The sequence below is a fragment of the Halocynthiibacter sp. C4 genome (assembly GCF_028823805.1).
Taxonomy (GTDB): domain Bacteria; phylum Pseudomonadota; class Alphaproteobacteria; order Rhodobacterales; family Rhodobacteraceae; genus Falsihalocynthiibacter; species Falsihalocynthiibacter halioticoli.
Genome location: NZ_JAPEIE010000001.1, coordinates 1,063,426 through 1,082,312 on the forward strand (window position 1 = coordinate 1,063,426; position 18,887 = coordinate 1,082,312).

21 protein-coding genes are annotated in these 18,887 nt (G+C 53.6%); 10 read left to right on the top strand and 11 right to left on the bottom strand.

The window, feature by feature from the left end; translation table 11 throughout:
- The first annotated feature begins 10 nt into the window (after positions 1-10).
- Positions 11-796, top strand: a complete 786-nt coding sequence (locus OU789_RS05190) for an FAD binding domain-containing protein (protein ID WP_274653868.1) — start codon at positions 11-13, stop codon at positions 794-796.
- A gap of 275 nt (positions 797-1,071) precedes the next feature.
- Positions 1,072-1,635, top strand: a complete 564-nt coding sequence (locus tag OU789_RS05195) for an outer membrane protein (protein WP_274653870.1) — start codon at positions 1,072-1,074, stop codon at positions 1,633-1,635.
- A 104-nt stretch (positions 1,636-1,739) separates the two neighbouring features.
- Here the strand turns inward: OU789_RS05195 and infC are convergent, their stop codons facing one another.
- On the bottom strand, positions 1,740-2,237 hold the full coding sequence (gene infC / locus OU789_RS05200) for a translation initiation factor IF-3 (RefSeq protein WP_274653872.1): 498 nt from the start codon (positions 2,235-2,237) through the stop codon (positions 1,740-1,742).
- A 270-nt stretch (positions 2,238-2,507) separates the two neighbouring features.
- Between infC and OU789_RS05205 the strand changes: the two genes are divergently transcribed.
- A complete protein-coding gene (locus tag OU789_RS05205) occupies positions 2,508-3,137 on the top strand; it encodes a hypothetical protein (protein ID WP_274653874.1) in 630 nt (209 codons plus the stop codon).
- 76 nt (positions 3,138-3,213) lie between these two features.
- Here OU789_RS05205 and OU789_RS05210 read toward each other — a convergent pair whose 3' ends face one another.
- From OU789_RS05210 to OU789_RS05230, 5 genes are all read right to left on the bottom strand, one after another.
- Positions 3,214-4,062: a ferredoxin--NADP reductase gene (locus OU789_RS05210; RefSeq protein ID WP_263953500.1), complete on the bottom strand. Its 849-nt coding sequence runs from the start codon at positions 4,060-4,062 to the stop codon at positions 3,214-3,216.
- 67 nt (positions 4,063-4,129) lie between these two features.
- Positions 4,130-4,549: a DUF934 domain-containing protein gene (locus tag OU789_RS05215; protein WP_274653876.1), complete on the bottom strand. Its 420-nt coding sequence runs from the start codon at positions 4,547-4,549 to the stop codon at positions 4,130-4,132.
- On the bottom strand, positions 4,546-5,340 hold the full coding sequence (locus tag OU789_RS05220) for a phosphoadenylyl-sulfate reductase (RefSeq protein WP_274653878.1): 795 nt from the start codon (positions 5,338-5,340) through the stop codon (positions 4,546-4,548). Before OU789_RS05220 ends, OU789_RS05215 begins: the two co-directional genes overlap by 4 nt.
- Positions 5,330-7,000: a nitrite/sulfite reductase gene (locus tag OU789_RS05225; RefSeq protein ID WP_274653880.1), complete on the bottom strand. Its 1,671-nt coding sequence runs from the start codon at positions 6,998-7,000 to the stop codon at positions 5,330-5,332. The genes OU789_RS05220 and OU789_RS05225 overlap by 11 nt, the downstream gene beginning before the upstream one ends.
- A complete protein-coding gene (locus tag OU789_RS05230; protein WP_263953496.1) occupies positions 6,993-7,301 on the bottom strand; it encodes a DUF2849 domain-containing protein in 309 nt (102 codons plus the stop codon). The genes OU789_RS05225 and OU789_RS05230 overlap by 8 nt, the downstream gene beginning before the upstream one ends.
- Before the next feature lie 233 nt (positions 7,302-7,534).
- On the opposite strand from OU789_RS05230, the gene OU789_RS05235 reads away from it, so the two are divergent.
- Positions 7,535-7,996, top strand: a complete 462-nt coding sequence (locus OU789_RS05235; RefSeq protein ID WP_263953495.1) for an Lrp/AsnC family transcriptional regulator — start codon at positions 7,535-7,537, stop codon at positions 7,994-7,996.
- A 6-nt stretch (positions 7,997-8,002) separates the two neighbouring features.
- Here OU789_RS05235 and OU789_RS05240 read toward each other — a convergent pair whose 3' ends face one another.
- The gene (locus tag OU789_RS05240; protein WP_274653883.1) at positions 8,003-9,184 is read right to left on the bottom strand and encodes a cytochrome P450; all 1,182 of its coding nucleotides are present in this window, start codon (positions 9,182-9,184) and stop codon (positions 8,003-8,005) included.
- A gap of 91 nt (positions 9,185-9,275) precedes the next feature.
- Here OU789_RS05240 and OU789_RS05245 point away from each other — a divergent pair, with 91 nt between their 5' ends.
- The 5 genes from OU789_RS05245 (at position 9,276) to OU789_RS05265 (ending at position 15,636) form a co-directional block, all read left to right on the top strand.
- Positions 9,276-11,039 carry a sensor histidine kinase gene (locus OU789_RS05245; RefSeq protein WP_274653885.1) on the top strand — a complete coding sequence of 588 codons (1,764 nt, stop codon included), beginning with the start codon at positions 9,276-9,278 and terminating at the stop codon, positions 11,037-11,039.
- Positions 11,036-12,262, top strand: a complete 1,227-nt coding sequence (locus OU789_RS05250; RefSeq protein WP_274653887.1) for a sigma-54-dependent transcriptional regulator — start codon at positions 11,036-11,038, stop codon at positions 12,260-12,262. Before OU789_RS05245 ends, OU789_RS05250 begins: the two co-directional genes overlap by 4 nt.
- Before the next feature lie 236 nt (positions 12,263-12,498).
- The gene (locus tag OU789_RS05255) at positions 12,499-13,500 is read left to right on the top strand and encodes a DctP family TRAP transporter solute-binding subunit (RefSeq protein ID WP_274653889.1); all 1,002 of its coding nucleotides are present in this window, start codon (positions 12,499-12,501) and stop codon (positions 13,498-13,500) included.
- 70 nt (positions 13,501-13,570) lie between these two features.
- Complete coding sequence (locus tag OU789_RS05260; RefSeq protein ID WP_274653891.1) at positions 13,571-14,242, top strand: TRAP transporter small permease; 672 nt, start codon at positions 13,571-13,573, stop codon at positions 14,240-14,242.
- Complete coding sequence (locus OU789_RS05265) at positions 14,242-15,636, top strand: TRAP transporter large permease (RefSeq protein WP_274653892.1); 1,395 nt, start codon at positions 14,242-14,244, stop codon at positions 15,634-15,636. Before OU789_RS05260 ends, OU789_RS05265 begins: the two co-directional genes overlap by 1 nt.
- Before the next feature lie 72 nt (positions 15,637-15,708).
- Here the strand turns inward: OU789_RS05265 and tpiA are convergent, their stop codons facing one another.
- The 4 genes from tpiA to OU789_RS05285 all read right to left on the bottom strand — a co-directional run bounded on the left by tpiA (position 15,709) and on the right by OU789_RS05285 (position 17,944).
- Complete coding sequence (gene tpiA, locus OU789_RS05270; protein WP_274653894.1) at positions 15,709-16,440, bottom strand: triose-phosphate isomerase; 732 nt, start codon at positions 16,438-16,440, stop codon at positions 15,709-15,711.
- A 94-nt stretch (positions 16,441-16,534) separates the two neighbouring features.
- The gene (locus OU789_RS05275) at positions 16,535-16,900 is read right to left on the bottom strand and encodes a HesB/IscA family protein (RefSeq protein WP_263953492.1); all 366 of its coding nucleotides are present in this window, start codon (positions 16,898-16,900) and stop codon (positions 16,535-16,537) included.
- A gap of 89 nt (positions 16,901-16,989) precedes the next feature.
- Positions 16,990-17,355, bottom strand: coding sequence for an SUF system Fe-S cluster assembly protein (locus OU789_RS05280; protein ID WP_263953491.1), 366 nt, complete (start codon positions 17,353-17,355; stop codon positions 16,990-16,992).
- A gap of 115 nt (positions 17,356-17,470) precedes the next feature.
- Positions 17,471-17,944: an Lrp/AsnC family transcriptional regulator gene (locus tag OU789_RS05285; RefSeq protein WP_263953490.1), complete on the bottom strand. Its 474-nt coding sequence runs from the start codon at positions 17,942-17,944 to the stop codon at positions 17,471-17,473.
- Between the two features lie 137 nt (positions 17,945-18,081).
- On the opposite strand from OU789_RS05285, the gene OU789_RS05290 reads away from it, so the two are divergent.
- Positions 18,082-18,876 (top strand): phenylalanine 4-monooxygenase, encoded by a 795-nt coding sequence (locus OU789_RS05290; RefSeq protein WP_274653897.1) that lies wholly within the window; start codon positions 18,082-18,084, stop codon positions 18,874-18,876.
- Positions 18,877-18,887 lie beyond the last annotated feature (11 nt).

Here is an 18,887-nt window from a genome sequence, read left to right on the forward strand (position 1 = left end):
GGGACCAGACATGTATAGTTTTGACATTGAGCGCCCCACGACATTGGAAGATGCGGTCGAGGCCCTCAAAGACGAAGAAGCCCAAGCCCTTGCGGGAGGACAGACACTCATTCCAACGCTAAAGCAGCGGCTCGCTGCGCCAGAGCGTCTGATCAGCCTGACATCAATTCCAGAGCTAAAGGGCGTCTCCGCTAATGACGGGTGGATTACGATAGGTGCGGCAACGACACACGCTGAGGTTGCGAAATCTGTATCCGCTTATCCGGCACTGGCGGCTCTGGCCGGACAGATTGGCGATCCAGCAGTCCGCAACCGTGGAACGATTGGCGGAACGCTGGCCAACAATGATCCGGCGGCATGCTATTCAGCGGCAGCGCTGGCATCCGGCGCAGTGATCCAGACAAACACTCGAGAGATCGCAGCAGCGGATTATTTCCTCGGCATGTTCGAGACTGCGCTTGAAGAAGGCGAGATCATCACACAGGTACGCTTCCCAATCCCTGAAGTCGCGAGCTATCAGAAATTTGCGCAACCTGCCTCTCGTTTTGCATTGGTCGGCGTCTTTGTTGCAAAATTCGCGGATGGTGTTCGTGTTGCGGTGACTGGGGCGGCCGAGGAAGGTGTGTTTCGCTGGAGTGAGGCCGAAGCCGCATTGGACAGCAGTTTTGCTCCAGAGAGCATCGATGCTCTTGAAGCGGACGACGACGGGCTAATTGCGGATATCCACGGGACCGCAGCTTATCGCGCTCACTTGATCAAGGTTTTGGCGCGCCGCGCGATCTCTGCCATGAGCTGAACACGCCAATCTCCGTGAATTGATTGTTCGGGCCGCACTAAATCTGTGCTGCCCGAGCAAAAAACAACTTGGATTTTTTGTATTCTGACCCTGTCCGTGGTTTGAGATTTAAACCCTTTGTGACGTAGGGGAATTTCCGGTGGGTCAAAAATGGCCGACTGTTTTTTGGCGGATGCGCTGGAAATTGCACAATAAATTTCCGATGACCGCGAGCTCTTTCACCCGTCTGTTCGGCTCTCCATATAACTCTTGTCACGAGATAAATGGAGATGACAATGAAACTCAAAATGCTCACAGCCGCAGGATTGACCTGCTTGATGGCAACTGGCGCTACAGCGCAAAATTGGGCCATCGAAGGCGCGGTTGGTGGCCGTTTCTCGAACGAATTCCAGTATGGCGGTAGCGATACGGATTCGGATGTCGGGACTATGTACTCGCTTGGTGCGTACTACGCGCCAGATGCGACACCAGGTTTTGAATTCGGTGTGGACCTTAGCGGAAGTAATGCCGATATCGCAGACTCCAACGACAAAACAAGCACTCGTGCAGCAATGGCCGTTGCGCGCTATACCTTCTATCAATCCGGTGACTTTTCGGCCTATGGCGGACTGGGACTTGGATATATTGAAACCAGCTACGACGTGAGCGGTGGCGCAAATGGAAGTGATAGCGGCCTTGGCGGGCAAGTTTCGATCGGTGCGCGATACAAGCTACAGGATGATCTACACCTGTTTGGCGAATACCGTCATCAGCGTGCATTCGAAAGCGCCAACTTTAACGGCACTTCAATGAGCAGCGACAGCGACAATATCTTGGTTGGTATTCGCGCGTCCTTCTGACCCTAATACGACTCACGGTTCAATTTTCACACTCACGGACCGTAAACAAAAAAGCCCCCGAGAAATCGGGGGCTTTGCTGTATCTGAAATGCTAAAAAGCCAGATTATTTTTGCGGACGTGGGCCGATCATCATGATCATCTGACGGCCTTCCATTTTTGGCATGTTTTCAACTTTGCCGTGTTCCTTGGTGTCTTCGGCGACCCGCTCAAGCAGCTCGCGTCCGAGATTCTGGTGCGCCATTTCGCGCCCACGGAACCGGAGGCTGACTTTAACTTTGTCACCGTTCTCAAGGAATTTGAAAACGTTGCGCATTTTTACCTGATAATCATGGGTGTCCGTGTTGGGACGGAATTTAACTTCCTTTACCTCGATGATTTTCTGCTTCTTGCGCGCTTCGCTTTCGCGTTTCTGTTGCTCGTATTTGAACTTGCCGAAATCCATGATCTTACACACGGGCGGCTTCGCGTTCGGCGAGATTTCAACCAGATCAAGTCCGGCTTCCTCTGCCATCGCAAGGGCGCGTGCGGGGGTTACAACACCTCCGTTGCCACCATCGGCTTCGATGAGGCGGATTTCAGGTGCGCGAATGCGATCATTCACGCGTGGGCCCGTATCACGTTGTGGCGGGGCGTTATGTGGTCTGCGAGCTATGGCTTTGTTCCTTTGATCGTTTCTGATATCTTAGCGTGAAACTTACTCCTGCCTGTAGAGTGTTTCAACCCGCTATTCAATGGTTTGAACGAGGCGTGTGTGGTTTCCTTTAAGCGAATGCGTGCCGTTTTCGCGTTTTTCCGCCTAAGTGTTGGCACCTGTTTGCAATTTGTTACAAAATGACCGCATTTAAGGAACTTTGAAAAAGGAGCCTAACCAATGAATAGAAACCTATTAATTATTATCATCGCCGTGATTGTTCTTCTCGGTGGATACATGATGTTCTCCTCAAATAGTGAGACTGTACAAACCGAAGTATCCGAAGCTGCCGAAAACGCAGAAAGCGTCGCTGAAGAGGCGGTTGAAGCCACCGAAGAAGCTGCGAGTGAAGCCGCAGAAGCAACGGAAAACGCTGTGAGTGATGCCGTTGAGGCTACTGAAGAGGCGGCGAGCGATGCGGTTGAGGCGACTGAAGACGCCGCAAGTGACGCTGCTGAGGCCACAGAAGAAGTTGTGAATGATGCTGTCGAAGCGACTGAAGATGCCGCAAGCGATGCCGCGGCTGCAACAGAGGAAGCTGTAGATGATGCAACTGATGCTGTTGAGAATGCAGCAGACAGCGCAACTGACGCGGTCGAAGATGCAGCGAACGATGTAACAGGCGGAAATGACGCAGAGGTTCTGTCCGCTGAGAACTTTGATCAAGACAAGGTTAATGAGCTGATTGACAACTCATCACTGGACGATGGCACAAAAGAAACGCTCAAGACAGTTGTGCAATCTGCTGCTGACAATCCAGCGCTGCTTGACGGTGCGCTTGCACAGGTCAAAACTGCGCTTGGCATGTAATTTCGGGTAACTCCGCAAAAAGAAACGGCGCCGCGAACTCATCGCGGCGCCGTTTTTCGTTGGGTTGTTCGGTTGGTTAGCCGACGAACGCTTTTTCAACCACAAATTCTTTAGGCTCGGAATTTGCGCCTTCGCGCATGCCGGATTCCTCAAGAATCGCTGTAATGTCTTTGTTAAGGCCCATCGAACCACAGATCATCGCGCGGTCTGTTTCTGGGTTGAGCGGAGGTACGCCAAGGCGTTCAAACAGCTCACCAGACTTCAGGTGCTCGGTGATGCGGCCCATAACAGGGCTCTCTTCACGGGTTGTGGTCGGGTAGTACTTCAGCTTGCCTTCGATCATCTCGCCAATCAGCGGATCTTCTTCGAGGCTTTCCACCAGTTGACGGCCATACTCAAGCTCGGCAACTTCGCGGCAGGTGTGCGTCAGGATCACTTCGTCGAATTTCTCATAAGTTTCCGGATCACGGATCAAGCTCGCAAATGGTGCAATTCCTGTGCCCGTGGCAAAGAAATAGACGCGCTTACCTGGGAGCAGGGCATCATGCACCAACGTTCCAACGGGCTTCGGGCGAAGAATCAGCTCGTCACCTGGCTGGATGTGCTGAAGTTTCGAGGTAAGTGGGCCGTCCTGAACCTTGATCGAGTAGAACTCCAGCTCCTCGTCCCAGCTTGGGGAGGCGATGGAATAGGCGCGCAGGAGTGGTTTTTGCTTGCCTGTTTTTGGGTCCGGATCGCCCATCAGGCCGATCATAACGAACTCGCCAGAGCGGAAGCGAAGGCTCGCAGGGCGTGTTACGCGGAATGAGAATAGCCGGTCTGTCCAATGCTTTACCGACTTTACAATCTGGGCGTCGGGCATCGCTTTAACGGGCTTAGCAGCGGGAATTGCAGCGTCTTGTGTCACGGGAACCTGTTCATTCATATGTCATCAATGCAAAGCGGCGCTTTGCCCTCTGTTCGCAGTCTATAGGGGAAGTTTATCAGGATTTCTAGGCGCGGACCCGCGACTGATAGTCATGGTCCTGCCAATTGGCACGGAAGGCCCATTCCTCGGCGGGTTGGCGCGTTGCAAGCTCATCGGAGATTTCAACCTCGTCAAAGCCCGAACGACGCGCCATGGCATATTGGTCCGAGATCACATGGCCCTTCGCCCGCAATCTGCCTGCAAAGCCCATAAGGCGCAGGCGTTTGGCAATCGTAAAGCCACGTCCGTCTGCGCTTGATGGGAAATTAACTCGGATCAGGTCAATCTCGGCAAGGCGCGCCTCGATGTCTTTCGGGTCAAAATCGCTTGGAACGTCAAGGGCAAGGTTTGCAGCCCCGTCGTTGGCGGCAAGGTCTTCGACCGAGATAAAGCCATCTGCCCAGTCTTCGGTATTGAAACCTGTGTCTTTTACGATCACGCTCATATCTGTTCTCCTTGTGCCGCGGCTCCTTTGGCGGCGGTCTCAAGTGTATCTACGGGCAGCGGCCCGCGAACCATTTTGCCATTCACGAAATGAATGCCGCATTCGACTTTATCCTGTCCGCGCCAACGGCCTGAGCGCGGGTCTTCTCCCGGCGCAACGGGGCTGGTGCAGGGGGCGCAGCCGATCGAAGGATAGCCTTTGGCCACCAGCGGGTGACGCGGCAGGCGGTTGTTATCCATGTATTCTTGCAAGTCCTCGGGCGCCCAATGTGCCAGTGGATTTACTTTGATGCGGATGTTGTCTTCGTTTTCGAAGAAATCCAGAGTTGCGCGGCTTCCGGCCTGAAAGCGTTTGCGTCCGGTTATCCATGCGTCAAACCCAGAGAGCGCTTCCTGAAGCGGTTGCGTTTTACGCAGGGCGCAGCACGCATCGGTGTCGCGCTGGTGAAGCGTGCCGTCTGGGTCAACTTTAGCCACAGCCGTCTCGGCGGCGCGGATTGTCTGAACATTGGTCAGATTGAGCCGCTCCGTCAATTCAAGCTGATACTCGAGCGTTTCCGCAAAGAGCATCTGCGTGTCGATGAATACCACAGGTGTGTTGCGATCCATGACTGAAATCATGTGCAGCAGCACGACCGATTCAGCGCCAAAAGACGAAACAAGCCCGATACGCCCCACCTGCGGGTCGCCCAGAGCGCGCTCCAATACCGCCGTTGCCCCATGATGGGCATAGCGTTTGTTAAGCTGCTCTACGCGCTCCTGAACGCTTAGAGTGAGGGGATCATGCCGCATTTTTCTTCGCAGCCTCCGGATAAAGCGCGTCTTTGAACGGCGCCATACCGAGGCGACGATAGGCTTGCAGGAATGTTTCTTCTTCGGAGTCGCGCAACTCGAGATACGCGTGGATCAAGCGCTCAATGGCCGGCACGATCTCGTCATAGGCAAAGCCTGGACCCGCGCGTTCGCCGATAACGGTTGTTTCTGTACCGTCACCGCCAAGCGTGATTTGGTAGTTCTCAACGCCCGCACGATCAAGACCGAGGATGCCAATGTGGCCAACGTGGTGGTGACCACAGGCGTTAATGCAACCTGAAATCTTGATCTTGAGTGCGCCGATTTCATGCTCCAGCTTCAACTCGTCAAACCGCGTGGCGATTTTCTGAGCTACGGGGATCGAGCGAGCTGTCGCGAGCGCGCAATAGTCCATGCCGGGGCATGCGATAATATCGGAGATCAGGCCGATGTTCGCCGTTGCCAGACCTTCAGACCGCAGGAGTGCGTGAATGGCCGGAAGGTGGCTCTTGTGAACATGGGGCAGGATCACGTTTTGCTCGTGACTGATCCGCAGTTCGTCATGCGCATATTCGCGTGCGATCTGAGCAAGCTGACGCATCTGCGCGCTTGTCGCATCGCCCGGAGTCTCGCCATGCTTTTTGAGCGAGATCGTTGCGATGGCGTAGTTTTCGTTCTTGTGAGGCGCGAGGTTGGTGTCGGCCCAAGACCGGAAAACCGGATCGGATTCATATGCAGCTTCGAACGCATCAATCGGTGCGTTCTTGAACTGTGGCGGCTGGAAGTGCGTGCGGATTTCGTCCAGCAATTCCTGATCACCGCCTGCGAATGTCGGGCGCAACTCAGCAAACCGCTCGTCGACGAGGGCGCGGATTGTATCAAGGCCGTTTTCGTGAACGGTGATCTTGATCCGCGCTTTGTATTTATTGTCGCGGCGACCAAGAAGGTTATAGACGCTCAGAACTGCTTCCACATAGGGAAGCAGATCTTCACGCGGGAGGAAATCGTTTAGCACCTTGCCAACCATCGGCGTACGGCCAAGGCCGCCACCAACGAGGATTTGGTAGCCAGTCTCGCCCGCATCATTGCGCACGATGTTTACGGCGAGGTCATGGGATTTCAGAACCGCACGGTCCGCCTCGCTGGCGCCCACGGCGATCTTGAATTTGCGGCCAAGGAACTGGAATTCGGGATGGTCGGTGGACCACTGACGCAGAAGCTCCGCAACAGGGCGGGGGTCTTCGATCTCGTCAATCGCAGCGCCAGCGAACGGATCGCTTGTCACGTTACGGATTGTGTTGCCCGAAGTCTGGTTGGCGTGCATCTGAACATCAGCAAGCGCGTCAAGCATATCTGGTACGTCCGACAGCTTTGGCCAGTTGTACTGGATGTTCTGCCGTGTGGTGAAATGGCCGTAGCCCTTGTCCCACGTGTCGGCGATATAGGCGAGTTGGTCCATCTGGCGGCTGTTGAGCGTGCCATAGGGGATCGCAACCCGCAGCATATAGGCATGAAGCTGAAGGTAGAGACCATTCATCAGGCGGAGCGGGCGGAACTCTTCCTCGGTCAGGTTTCCGGCAATGCGGCGCTCTACCTGCTTGCGGAACTGAGCCGTACGGGCGCGCAGGAAGCCTTCGTCAAAGTCGTTATACTTATACATTGTTTTGCTCCACTTGCTTGCCGTGGTTGTAATTGGATGGCCCGACCGAGCGGAACTCTTCGCGGAAATGGGTTGGCGCAGGGCCAGCGTCGCCTTCAACAGCATCAGCCAAGTAAGCACCGACAAGGAAATCTTGCTGCGCTTCAGCAAAGGCAAGGCGCACGGCGGCGCGGGCTTCATCTGTGATAAGCTCGGCGTCGGCGTGATTGCGCGACCAAGTGTCATCAGCAGTGAGGTAAATCACGTCACCCTCAATAAGGGCATTCGCGGTTACAATTTTCGGGGTAAATGCGCGCGCCATTAAAATGCCTCCTGCGATGGTGTGAATCCGCAAGACATGCCGCAAGCCGCCATCATGAGTAGGGCGTCTCGTTTTTGGGTGTTCTGGCGTGTCATAGCGGGATCTCCTGTGTTTCAGTCCGTAAATATAGGATATTTTCCCAATAAATCGCTATGCCCTCTTGAAAATAAGGAAGAATGTTCCGATTGTGGGGCGTAACAGAACACAGTTTTCGGAATCGGAAGGGAAATAGGATGTCGGTCCGTATTGATGAGGTTGATCGGAAGATCCTCAAGGAGTTGCAACAGGACGCGGGCCAGTCTCTTGATGAAATTGCCCGCAAAGTCGGCAGTTCCAAGACACCTGTTTGGAACCGGATCAAGAAACTACGAGAGGCGGGAGTCGTTGGGCAGGAGACGGTTGTGCTTGATGCCGAGGCGCTCGGTTTTGAGGCCTGTTTCTTTGTGCTTATTCGGACTTCAGAGCACGAGGAAAGCTGGCAGAAGAACTTTCTCAACGTGCTGCGCGAACGCCCTGAAGTTCAGGAAGCGCATCGACTCGCAGGTGAGATCGACTACATCCTGAAAGTCCGCGTGAAAAACGCCCGCGCCTATGACGTGTTTTACCAAGCGCTGATTTCTGAAGTGAAGATTTTCAACGTCACTGCGCTTCTTTCAATGGAAGAGATAAAATCAACGACGATGCTTCCCCTCTAGGCGCAGTTATGCGCTGAGGTGCAGGGATTTCAGCCCTCTGAAATGGTAAATTGGTGCATATTCCGGCTCCTCTACGATCGCGAGCTTTGGCATGCGTTCGAAAAGGATCGGCAGGGCGGTCTGTATTTCCAGTCGAGCAAGCGGTGCTCCGATACAAAAGTGCGTGCCAGCTCCGAAACTCGCGTTTACCTGTTTGGGGCGCTCTGGCAGAAAGCGATCAGGATCTTCCCAACGCCCTGGATCGCGGTTCGCCGCTGCCAGTAGGCAAGCCACCTGATCACCTCGTTTAAAGCTGTTCCGGCCAACCTCGATATCCTCATAGGCATAGCGCGTGAACATATGCAGCGGCGGGTCATAGCGCAGCATTTCTTCAGCTGTTCCTTCAATCGCGTCAGGGCCGAGCAAGTCAGGGGCGCATCCGTTCTCTAGAAAGGCCTTTAGGCCGTTGCCAAGTGTATGCACCGTAGCTTCATGGCCCGCATTCAAAAGCAGAACGCAGGTGGCGATTAACTCGTCGGTTGAAAGTTTTTCGCCGTCTTCCTCGGCGGCGATGAGATGGGTGATTAAATCGTCCTGCGGCTTGTCGCGCCGGTAGGCCACATAGTCGCGCAAGAAGTCGGCAAATTCCTTGCCTGCGTCCGATGCCGCAACCTCATCGTCATACGTTCGGCCTGCTTTATACATTCCGACTATGGCGTTGCTCCAGCGGAGCAGTTCGGGGGCGTTTTCTTCTGGAATTCCGAGCAATCGCGCGATGATAATAACGGGTAGGGGCTGTGCAAAAGACTCAATGAAGTCAAAGCGCTCCCGCGGAATCTTATCAATCAAATCATGCGACAGGCTGGCGATCTCGGGCGCAAGCTCCTTGATGCGTCGGCTGGTAAAGGCGCGCAGGACCAACCCGCGAAGGCGGGTATGGCGTGGAGGTTCCAATTCGAGCATCGAGTGGTTTTCAATCGCCCAAAACCCTGCCTGATGCGCGGGCTTTTCTGTGGCCTGTTCTTCAGGGATTTCGCGGCCAAACCGGCGATCCCGCAATATCGCATTCACCGACGCATATGAAACTGCACAAGGAAGGCCGTATTCCTGCCAATGAAACATTGCGCCAGTTTCGCGCGCGCGCTCATAAAACGGATAGGGGTCTTGGGTGAATTCGGCGGCTGTTGGGTCTTGGGAAAGGGTCTGCACAGAGCGTCCTCATGTAATTGAAGCCGCAGCATTTCAAATGGCTGTGGCCATGGCAAGGCCTGCTGGGTATCTTGGTCAAAAAGGGAGTGAGATGCGACAAAGGCTTGGAGCGATCTTGGTATTCATTCTCGCCGTCGCTGGAATCGCTGGCGGGGTGTGGTGGTTTGCCTTTACCGCTGCACTTGTGCCGCTTGAAGAACGCGGACGCGCTGACCTTTCTCTCGCCTCTGATCGGCTTCTTGGCGAGTTGCAACGCTATAGGCAGGTTGCGGTTTTGCTCGCGGATCATCCTGTTTTGCTGTCGCTTGCCAATGGTGGTGTGGAGCCAAGGGCCCATGCGCTACTTCTTGAAACGGCTGATAAAACCGGAACCCTTGAGATCATTTTTGCAAACAAAGATGGTCGCGTACTGGCGAGTTCCGACGGGAGCGAAACCCGCGAAAGCGATATCTCAGGAGAAGCCGTCTTTGAGCGGGCCATGACTGGAGCGCTTGGAACGGACCACAAGAGGCTAAAGGAGACAGAGAAGCGGGTTTTCTTTTTTTCGGTGCCGGTTTTGGACGGCGGTGCACCTTTGGGCGTTGTGGTCGTGAAAGTTGATATCGAAGCCGTTGAAGAAAGTGACTGGCGCGGCGACCCGCAGGCAATCTATTTCACCGACGATACGGGAGTCATCTTCGTTTCTAACCGTTCCGAACTTTTGTTTCGGAACCGCAACCTCGCGCCAGTCGAAGGAAGCGAACGAGACTCGTTTCTAAAGTTTACTTCTAATACCATTGGACCCCACGAAATCTGGTCGCTTTCTGGCGGTCCATATTTTCCGAAGCGCGCTCTGCATCTGACCCAACCTTTACCTGTGATCGGCATGACTGGCGAAGTTCTGATTTCAACCGCGCCAGCCGAACGCAGCGCCTTACAGCAAATGATGGTTGCAGTCGCACTTTGCCTTGTTTTTGGTGCTTTGCTGTATGTGGCGACGGAACGGCGACGCGGACTTGACGAACGACTGAAGGTTGAGGCTGAAGCAAAAGCGGAGCTTGAACGGCGAGTTGAGGACCGGACCCGTGAACTTTCAAGCCTAAACCTTGATCTACGAGATCAGATTGCTGTTCGGGAAGAGGCAGAGTCCGCGCTCAAAAAGGCGCAGGCCGATTTGGTTCAGGCTGGCAAGCTGTCAGCGCTTGGTGAAATGTCTGCAGGTATCAGCCACGAATTGAACCAGCCGCTCATGGCGATCCGCAGTTTTGCCGAAAACGCAGAGGTATTTCTTGATCGTGGTAAAACCGAAATTGCCGCGCAAAACCTTAGTAAAATCAGTGAACTGAGCCGCCGCATGGGGCGGATCATCAAAAACTTGCGTGCATTCGCTCGTCAGGAGGACGAGCCAATTACGAACGTTAATATCAATGCGGTTATCGACGCGGTTCTAGAGATGAGCGAAACACGGCTGAAGCGGGATGGGGTGGAGGTAGATTGGCAACGGCCTGAAATGGAAATCTATGTGCGAGGGGGCGAAGTTCGGTTGCAGCAGGTGCTGACCAACCTTTTGTCAAACGCCGTCGATGCAATGGATGGATACGACGATAAGCGCGTTGATATCCGTCTTGAGTCCGGTAGTAATACTCATATTCTTTATCTGCGTGATCGTGGGCCAGGCATAGATGCACCGGAAAAGATTTTCGATCCCTTTTATAGCACCAAGAAAGTCGGTTCAGCCGAAGGGATGGGGCTTGGTCTGTCGATTTCATATGGGTTGATTCAGAGTTTCGGTGGCAATATTCGAGGCCGGAACCACCCCGATGGCGGAGCTGAGTTTATCGTCGAACTAGCGGCAGCGAAGGAAAAAGCGGCATGATTTCAAAGGTTTTGCTCGTGGATGACGATGCCCATGTACGTGAGGCACTTGGCCAGACACTTGCGCTTGCAGAATTGAATCCTACGCTATGTGCAAGTTTTATTGAGGCAAAAGATCACATAAACGCCGGATATGAGGGCGTTATTCTGAGCGATATCCGTATGCCTGGGAAAGATGGATTTCATCTATTAGAATATGCCCAGAAATGCGATCCAGATTTGCCGGTGATCCTTCTTACAGGCGAGGGTGATATTCCAATGGCTGTTCGCGGGATAAGCGCGGGCGCGTTTGATTTTCTCGAGAAGCCTTGCGCACCTGCCGACCTAGTGAGCGCAATTGAAAAGGCGCTCAAAACGCGCGAACTTGTGTTGGATAACCGCCGCATGAAGGCTCAGCTTGAGAAAGGCGATGCCGCTGATCGGTTGATCTTTGGGACATCGGAGCTAGTAAAAGACATGCGAGCACGCGTTCGGGCGGTGGCAAGAACACATGCAGAGGTGTTGATCACTGGGGAGCCGGGAACTGGAATATCCAAAGTCGCCGAGGTTATTCACCTTGTTTCGAGCATGGCGATGAATCCATTCAAAAAGGCCGCCGCAGCAGGGCTTAAGGAGAGTGAATTTAAATCGCTGCTACGCGATACGGAAACGGGCACGCTTTTTTTGGATGAGGTCGCAGCACTTCCCCCAGCCGTGCAGTTTTCGCTTCTACAACATCTTGAGACGGGCGATGGCGCACGCATAATCGCCGGAACCTACCGCGATTTACAAAAGGAAGCGAGCGAGGGGCGTTTCAACCCAGACCTATATTACAAGCTCGATGTCATGCGCATCAGGGTGCCAAGTCTGCGGGAGAGGTCAGAGGATATTCCGGTATTGTTCCGTCATTACGTTGCGATCGCGTGCGAGCAAGCTGCTTTACCGTTGCCGGATGTAACTCCAGAGCTTGTCAGTCGCTTGATGGCACAAGATTGGCCCGGAAACGCGCGGTCACTGATGAATGCGGCTATGCGCTTTGCGCTGGCTCTTGGTGACGACGTAGAAGAGGATGCGGTCGGTCTTGCAGAGCAGATGGCAAAGTATGAGCGCAGCCTGCTGGTTGAAGCTTTACAGCGCGAAAACGGGAATGCTTCCGAGGCGGCGCGCCGCCTCAAGCTTCCGCGCAAGACATTTTATGACAAGCTCGGCAAATACGAGATTCGGGCCGACACCTACCGGCAATAGGGTGTGTGAAAATCCGCACACAGTTTGGTTTTTGAATGTGTGGAAAACCGCCGCGAAAATTTCACCTTCATCCTTCCGCGCGCCTTTTTTGAATTTAAGTTTATGAAATATATACGAAATTAGTCATCGCCTCTGAAGCGGTAAATTTTTCTTGAGCGAAAGGAACGTAACGTCGTTTTATATCGGCACGCCTCAAAGACGAGGTTTCATAAATGTGAATTTTGGGAGGAGCCAAAATGAAGTTTCTAGCTGCAACCGCCGCACTTGTTGCGCTGTCCTTTACTGCAAACACCGCTGCTGCGGCCTGCGATGAAGGCGAAGTCGTCATCAAGTTTGCCCACGTAACAAACACAGACAAACACCCCAAAGGCATTGCTGCCAGCTTGCTTGAACAGCGTGTCAACGAGGAAATGAACGGCAAAGCGTGCATGGAAGTCTTCCCGAACTCCACGCTTTACGACGATAACAAAGTTCTCGAAGCCATGCTTCAGGGCGATGTTCAGCTTGCCGCGCCAAGCCTCTCGAAGTTTGAGAAGTTCACCAAGAAATACCGGATCTTTGACCTTCCGTTCGTTTTCAAGAACGTTGACGCAGTTGATGAATTCCAATTGTCCGAAGCGGGTCAGGCTCTCAAGGACTCCATGCAGAAGCGTGGCCTTCAAGGTCTTGCCTTCTGGCATAATGGCATGAAGCAAATGTCGGCCAACAAGCCACTACTACTTCCTGAAGACGCAAACGGCCTAAAGTTCCGCGTACAGTCCTCTGACGTGCTCGTGGCACAGATGGAAGCCATCGGTGGCTCTCCACAAAAAATGGCTTTTGCCGAAGTTTACGGCGCGCTTCAGCTGGGCGTTGTGGACGGCCAGGAGAACACTTGGTCCAACATCTTTGGTCAGAAGTTTTTTGAGGTTCAAGACGGTGTGACCGAAACCAACCACGGTATTCTCGACTATCTGGTTGTGACATCGGTTGACTGGCTCGACAGCCTCGAAGAGGATACACGCGATCAGTTCCTTACAATCCTTGCTGAGGTCACCGAGACCCGCAACGCCGAGTCTACACGTGTGAACAACGAAGCCAAGCAGGCCATCATCGATGCCGGCGGCGAAGTACGTACACTGACAGAGGAACAGCGCGCTGCATGGGTTGAGGCAATGAAGCCCGTATGGGAGCAGTTTGCAGGCGATGTTGGCCAAGAAAACATCGACTTTGCACAGGAAATCAACGCCAAGCACTAAGGCGTGACAGGGCGCGCAGCCAAGGGTTTGCGCGCCCTTATTCCATTCAAAAACAGAGGGGCGAGGGACCATGCATCCACCTATGGGCGCCACCCGTATGGACAGGATCGAGGAGACGCTAATCGCGATCATCCTCGGATCAATGACACTGATAACTTTTGCGAATGTTTTCGTACGCAAGGCCTTTAACGGCAACATCCTCTGGGCGCTTGAGGCTACGGTATTCCTCTTTGCCTGGCTGGTGCTTCTTGGGGCGTCTTATGCGGTGAAGAAAGGGAGCCACCTTGGCGTTGATGCGATTATCAACATCCTTTCTCCGTCGGCACGGCGGATAATGGGGCTTATCTCGGTAAGTGTCTGTATTGTATTCTCTTTTCTCCTACTCAAGGGCGCTTGGGACTACTGGGCGAACTTTGCCAATCTGCCACAGACGGAAGGACGCTGGTTCCCGCTCGGTTTCCAAGAAGATTACCGTCACAACGGCTGGTTCGAGACCAATGACATTCCGCATCCATTTTTCCTGAATTGGATGGCTGATGTGTTCAACGAGGGCGAAGCGTACGAAAAGTTGCCGCGAATGGTGCCCTATATGGTTCTACCTCTGTCGATGCTTCTTTTGCTAATCCGTTTCATTCAGGCCGGTATCGCCATTTGGCGCGGCGAGACGGACCGCATCGTTGCCAGCCACGAAGTTGAAGATGAAATCGCGGAAGTGCGCGAACGCCTTGGGGAGCACGACTGATGGAAGTAATTCTGCTATTTGTAATGGTCATCGGTTTGATGATGATCGGCGTGCCAATTGCGGTTTCGCTAGGGATGAGTTCAATGCTCTTCCTGCTCTGGTTCTCCGACAGTTCTGTGGCCTCGGTTGCGCAAACCCTGTTCAGCGCATTTGAGGGGCACAGCACTTTGCTTGCGATCCCGTTCTTCATTCTCGCCTCTAGCTTTATGTCTACGGGTGGGGTGGCGCTGCGGATAATCCGTTTCTCGATTGCTTGCGTGGGGCATTTGCGCGGTGGACTGGCTATCGCAGGTGTATTCGCCTGTATGATCTTTGCGGCTCTTTCTGGCTCAAGCCCTGCGACCGTTGTTGCCATCGGCTCCATCGTGATCGGTGCGATGGTCAAGGCGGGCTATACCAAGGAGTTCGCTGCTGGTGTGATCTGTAATGCTGGTACGCTCGGTATCCTTATTCCGCCATCTATTGTGATGGTTGTGTATGCAACGGCGGTTGAGGTTTCGGTTGGTCGCATGTTCCTAGCCGGTGTTATTCCCGGGTTGCTTGCTGGTTTGATGCTGATGATCGCGATTTACATAATGGCGCGTATAAAGGGCATGCCCAAAGGGCAGTGGCAAGGCTGGGGCGAAATTGGCGCCAGTTTCCGCGAGGCGGGCTGGGGGTTGATGCTGATCGTGATCATCATGGTTGGAATCTATGGTATCCCTGGTGTTACCGGCGCGTTCTTTACGCCTACCGAAGCGGCGGCTGTGGCATCGATCTATGCCTTTGTGATCGCAAGTTTTGTTTACCGCGACATGGGGCCGCTCAAAACGGGTGACGACACTCGTAACCTGACATTGTTCCAGAAACCGGCCGCTCTGTTGACTGCCTTCATCCACAAGGACACGCGGGATACCCTGTTCGAAGCAGGCAAGCTTACTGTGACGCTGATGTTTGTGATATCCATGGCGTTGATCCTCAAACATGTTCTAACTGACGAGCAAGTCCCGCAGAAGGTAGCAGGCGCAATGCTGGAAGCTGGTTTTGGTCCGGTGATGTTCCTTGTGGCCGTCAACGTGATCCTGCTGATCGGCGGGCAGTTCATGGAACCGTCGGGTCTTCTCGTGATCGTGGCGCCACTGGTGTTCCCTATCGCGCTCGAGCTCGGTATTGATCCGATCCACCTCGGAATCATCATGGTTGTGAACATGGAAATCGGGATGATTACGCCACCAGTAGGCCTCAACCTCTTCGTGACCTCGGGTGTGGCTGGTATGCCGATGATGAATGTTGTCCGTGCCGCGCTTCCGTTCCTCGGCGTGCTGTTCATCTTCTTAATTATGGTGACATATATTCCGTCCATCTCGACCTTCTTGCCCAATATGATGATGGGGCCGGAGATTATGGTGAAATAGCGGAAATAAATAATCCAAACAAAAAAGGCCGCACGGGAAACTGTGCGGCCTTACTTTTAGGAAACTGAAACGTTAGGCTTTGGCGAGTGCCTCAATAATCCCGTTGAAATCATCGGCCTTTAGTGAGGCCCCGCCAACGAGTGCGCCGTCAACATTCGACGTCGCAAAAATTTCAGACGCATTCGAAGGCTTCACAGAACCACCGTACAGAAGCCGGATAGCACCAGCGATGTCTGCGCCAAACCGCGCTGTGAGTTCGGAACGGATAAAATCATGGACTTCGGCGATCTGAACAAGCTCTGGAACCAAGCCGGTGCCGATGGCCCAAACCGGTTCATAGGCGATCACTGTGTTTTCGCCCGTTGCACCGTCTGGCACCGATCCGGCAAGCTGTGTTGCGATCACTTCAAGTGTTTTGCCGCTTTCGCGTTCTGCAAGTGTTTCACCAATGCAAATAACAGCAACAAGCCCACTGTCCCACGCGGCAGTAGATTTCGCGGCGATCGTTGAGTCGCTTTCACCGTGGTCTGTGCGGCGCTCCGAGTGGCCGGTAATCACATAGCTTGCGCCCGCATCGGACAGCATATCAGCAGAGATATCGCCCGTATGCGCGCCGGATTGTGCCGCGTGGCAATCCTGCCCGCCAATTGCGACGGTTTGAGTTTCGGCGGCTTGGGCAACAAGCGTCGCCGGAGGGCAAATCAGAACATCAATGTTTTCAGGTGTTTGGAGTTTGGAAAGCTCTGCCAGGGCAGGGCGCGTTCCGTTCATTTTCCAGTTTCCGGCGGCAAGTTTTCTTCGCATGCGGATCTCCGTGCATGAATTGTTGGGCGCACGGATGGGTAACGTATTCATTACGCCAAGGAAAGGTAGGAATTAAATTGAAAGCCGCCGCAGGTTATTTATCAGCGGCTTCAGGCTCGGCAAACTTGATGGATTCCCCGCATCCGCAGGCGTCAACCACATTCGGGTTGTTGAACTTGAACCCAGACTCAAGCAGTGAGACCTCGTAGTCGATCTCGGTGCCAAAGAGGAACATCTGGGCCATTGGCGCAATCATCACGCGCGCGCCGCCTTCTTCGATCACCTCGTCATGGGGGTTCACTTCGGAGACATACTCCATCGTGTATTCCATGCCTGCGCAACCGCCCTTTTTCACGCCAATGCGCAGCCCCATGGAGTCGTCACGCTCCATTAAGCGGGTGATCTGTTTGATCGCCGCAGGTGTCAGAGACAGGGCTGGTTTGCCGGGAATACCGAACATCAAAATCGTCCTTTGAGCGTGTTTCCCCCTAAAGATGGGGGGGGCGCCAAAATTTCACAAGGTAAATCTGCGAGTTTGCGCGGGCTGGGTTACATAAACCCAAGCTCAAGCCGCGCTTCGTCAGACATCATTTCCATACCCCACGGCGGTTCCCAAGTCAGCTCAACGGCCACTGATTTAACACCGGGCAGAGGTTCAATCGCTTCGGCAACCCAGCCAGGCATCTCGCCGGCCACAGGACAGCCAGGAGCCGTCAGCGACATGATGATAGAAACGTCGCTTTCGTCATTGATTTCAATTGTATAGATCAGGCCGAGATCAAAAATGTTAACCGGAATTTCCGGATCATAAACGGTACGGCAGGCTTCAACAATTGTGTCGTAAAGCGCGTGGTCGTTTGTGCTTGGCTTGATCAAAGGGGCGCCTTCAATCGGGGCTTGCGGTGTGGTGTCCATTGGGGCCTCGTTCAATAGTTGACCAAAGATATAAGGATATGGCGCGGAAACGTCCAGAGCCCCTTAAGCGTCACCTTGTCACTCTGTCGTTATTTTTTGGCCCGTCTGCACGGCATCAAAGGTTGAGGGGCAGGGCTGTGCTTTGTTTTTTCTGGCGCAACACAAAATGCGTGGTTGAAGAACGCACAATCCCGAGCGCCAAGACACGCTGCATCAGAAAGGCCTCAAGGTCTTCGGGGTCTCGGGCGACGATCTTGAGAAGGTAATCATCCGAACCTGTGATGGAACAGCATTCTACAATTTGCTCCTCTTTTGAAACAAACCTGTCAAAGGCAATGATCGTCGTTTCCTTGTGATCAAGCAGCGAGATATGAACGTAAGCCTGAGTTCCTAGTCCGACCTTTTTCGCATCCAGTAGCGCGACATATTTTGAAATTGTGCCGTTTTCTTCAAGTTTTCTAACTCTGCGCCAGCAAGGAGACGTGGACATATTGGCCGCTGTTGCCAAATCCTGAACTGAAGCTTTCCCGTCATTTTGTAGGGTGCGCAAGATGGATCGGTCAAAAGAGTCGAGTGTGCTGTCGGGCATGAATTCTCCAGATTTGCGAGCAAATTAGAATCTCATGCCAACAATCGCACTTCTGCGCCGAAAGTTGAAATAATTTTTCTGAAATCTCGTGGGACCATTCCAATGCAGGACGAATGCCAAAAAGAGGAGGCTTGGTGATGGGAAAACAGAGCGCGTATATCGCGAAACTACCCGATGAAGCGGGGCGGATTTATTACACACCCGAAGAAGACAGCGTTTGGGCCGATCTCTATGCGGCCCAAGAAAGCGGTGTCGCGGCGCATATGTCGCAAGTTTACCTGAACGGCCTCACCAAACTCGACATGCCGAAAACGCGTGTACCGCAATGTTGTGAGATTTCTGAGAGGCTTGGGAAGCTCACTGGCTGGAAGGTTGCGCCTGTACCTGCATTGATTGGTTTTGGTCGGTTTTTTGGGATGCTCGCAGAGAAAACATTTCCAGCAGCTTCGTTTATCCGCAGCCGGAAGGATTTTGACTACATCGAAGAGCCGGATATCTTTCACGAGATATTCGGCCACACACCGCTTCTGACTGACCCACGTATCGCTGCGGTGTCGGAAGCGATTGGTAAGGCTGGGCTGAGGGCCGAGAAAAAGGACTATAGCTGGTTGATCCGGCTTTACTGGTTTTCGGTCGAATTTGGCCTTCTTCGCGAGAATGGCGCGTTAAAAGGGATGGGATCTGGGCTTGCGTCTTCGCCTACTGAACTTCCCCATGCGGTGGTATCTGACGCGCCTGAGCGGCGGGAATTCCGAATTCTGGATGTGCTGCGAACGCCGTATCGCATCGATATCCATCAGCCGATATACTATGTTGTAGATGCGATAGATGATCTGGTTGCGATGTCCGAACGGGACTTGCTCGCCGATGTGCGAGAGGCTCAGGCGCTCGGCCTGTTCGCACCGACCTATCCAGAGAAAACAGATGCGTAAAAGCAGGAGAG

Excerpts from the sequence above, each read along its gene's own strand:
- OU789_RS05260 (WP_274653891.1), top strand. The coding sequence starts at position 13,571 with ATGCATCCACCTATGGGCGCCACCCGTATGGACAGGATCGAGGAGACG.
- OU789_RS05265 (WP_274653892.1), top strand. The coding sequence starts at position 14,242 with ATGGAAGTAATTCTGCTATTTGTAATGGTCATCGGTTTGATGATGATC.
- OU789_RS05245 (WP_274653885.1), top strand. The coding sequence starts at position 9,276 with ATGCGACAAAGGCTTGGAGCGATCTTGGTATTCATTCTCGCCGTCGCT.
- OU789_RS05230 (WP_263953496.1), bottom strand. The coding sequence starts at position 7,301 with ATGGCGCGCGCATTTACCCCGAAAATTGTAACCGCGAATGCCCTTATT.
- tpiA (WP_274653894.1), bottom strand. The coding sequence starts at position 16,440 with ATGCGAAGAAAACTTGCCGCCGGAAACTGGAAAATGAACGGAACGCGC.
- OU789_RS05285 (WP_263953490.1), bottom strand. The coding sequence starts at position 17,944 with ATGCCCGACAGCACACTCGACTCTTTTGACCGATCCATCTTGCGCACC.
- OU789_RS05215 (WP_274653876.1), bottom strand. The coding sequence starts at position 4,549 with ATGAGCGTGATCGTAAAAGACACAGGTTTCAATACCGAAGACTGGGCA.
- OU789_RS05195 (WP_274653870.1), top strand. The coding sequence starts at position 1,072 with ATGAAACTCAAAATGCTCACAGCCGCAGGATTGACCTGCTTGATGGCA.
- OU789_RS05190 (WP_274653868.1), top strand. The coding sequence starts at position 11 with ATGTATAGTTTTGACATTGAGCGCCCCACGACATTGGAAGATGCGGTC.
- OU789_RS05225 (WP_274653880.1), bottom strand. The coding sequence starts at position 7,000 with ATGTATAAGTATAACGACTTTGACGAAGGCTTCCTGCGCGCCCGTACG.
- OU789_RS05235 (WP_263953495.1), top strand. The coding sequence starts at position 7,535 with ATGTCGGTCCGTATTGATGAGGTTGATCGGAAGATCCTCAAGGAGTTG.
- OU789_RS05205 (WP_274653874.1), top strand. The coding sequence starts at position 2,508 with ATGAATAGAAACCTATTAATTATTATCATCGCCGTGATTGTTCTTCTC.
- OU789_RS05250 (WP_274653887.1), top strand. The coding sequence starts at position 11,036 with ATGATTTCAAAGGTTTTGCTCGTGGATGACGATGCCCATGTACGTGAG.
- OU789_RS05290 (WP_274653897.1), top strand. The coding sequence starts at position 18,082 with ATGGGAAAACAGAGCGCGTATATCGCGAAACTACCCGATGAAGCGGGG.
- OU789_RS05275 (WP_263953492.1), bottom strand. The coding sequence starts at position 16,900 with ATGTTCGGTATTCCCGGCAAACCAGCCCTGTCTCTGACACCTGCGGCG.
- OU789_RS05255 (WP_274653889.1), top strand. The coding sequence starts at position 12,499 with ATGAAGTTTCTAGCTGCAACCGCCGCACTTGTTGCGCTGTCCTTTACT.
- OU789_RS05210 (WP_263953500.1), bottom strand. The coding sequence starts at position 4,062 with ATGAATGAACAGGTTCCCGTGACACAAGACGCTGCAATTCCCGCTGCT.
- OU789_RS05220 (WP_274653878.1), bottom strand. The coding sequence starts at position 5,340 with ATGCGGCATGATCCCCTCACTCTAAGCGTTCAGGAGCGCGTAGAGCAG.
- OU789_RS05280 (WP_263953491.1), bottom strand. The coding sequence starts at position 17,355 with ATGGACACCACACCGCAAGCCCCGATTGAAGGCGCCCCTTTGATCAAG.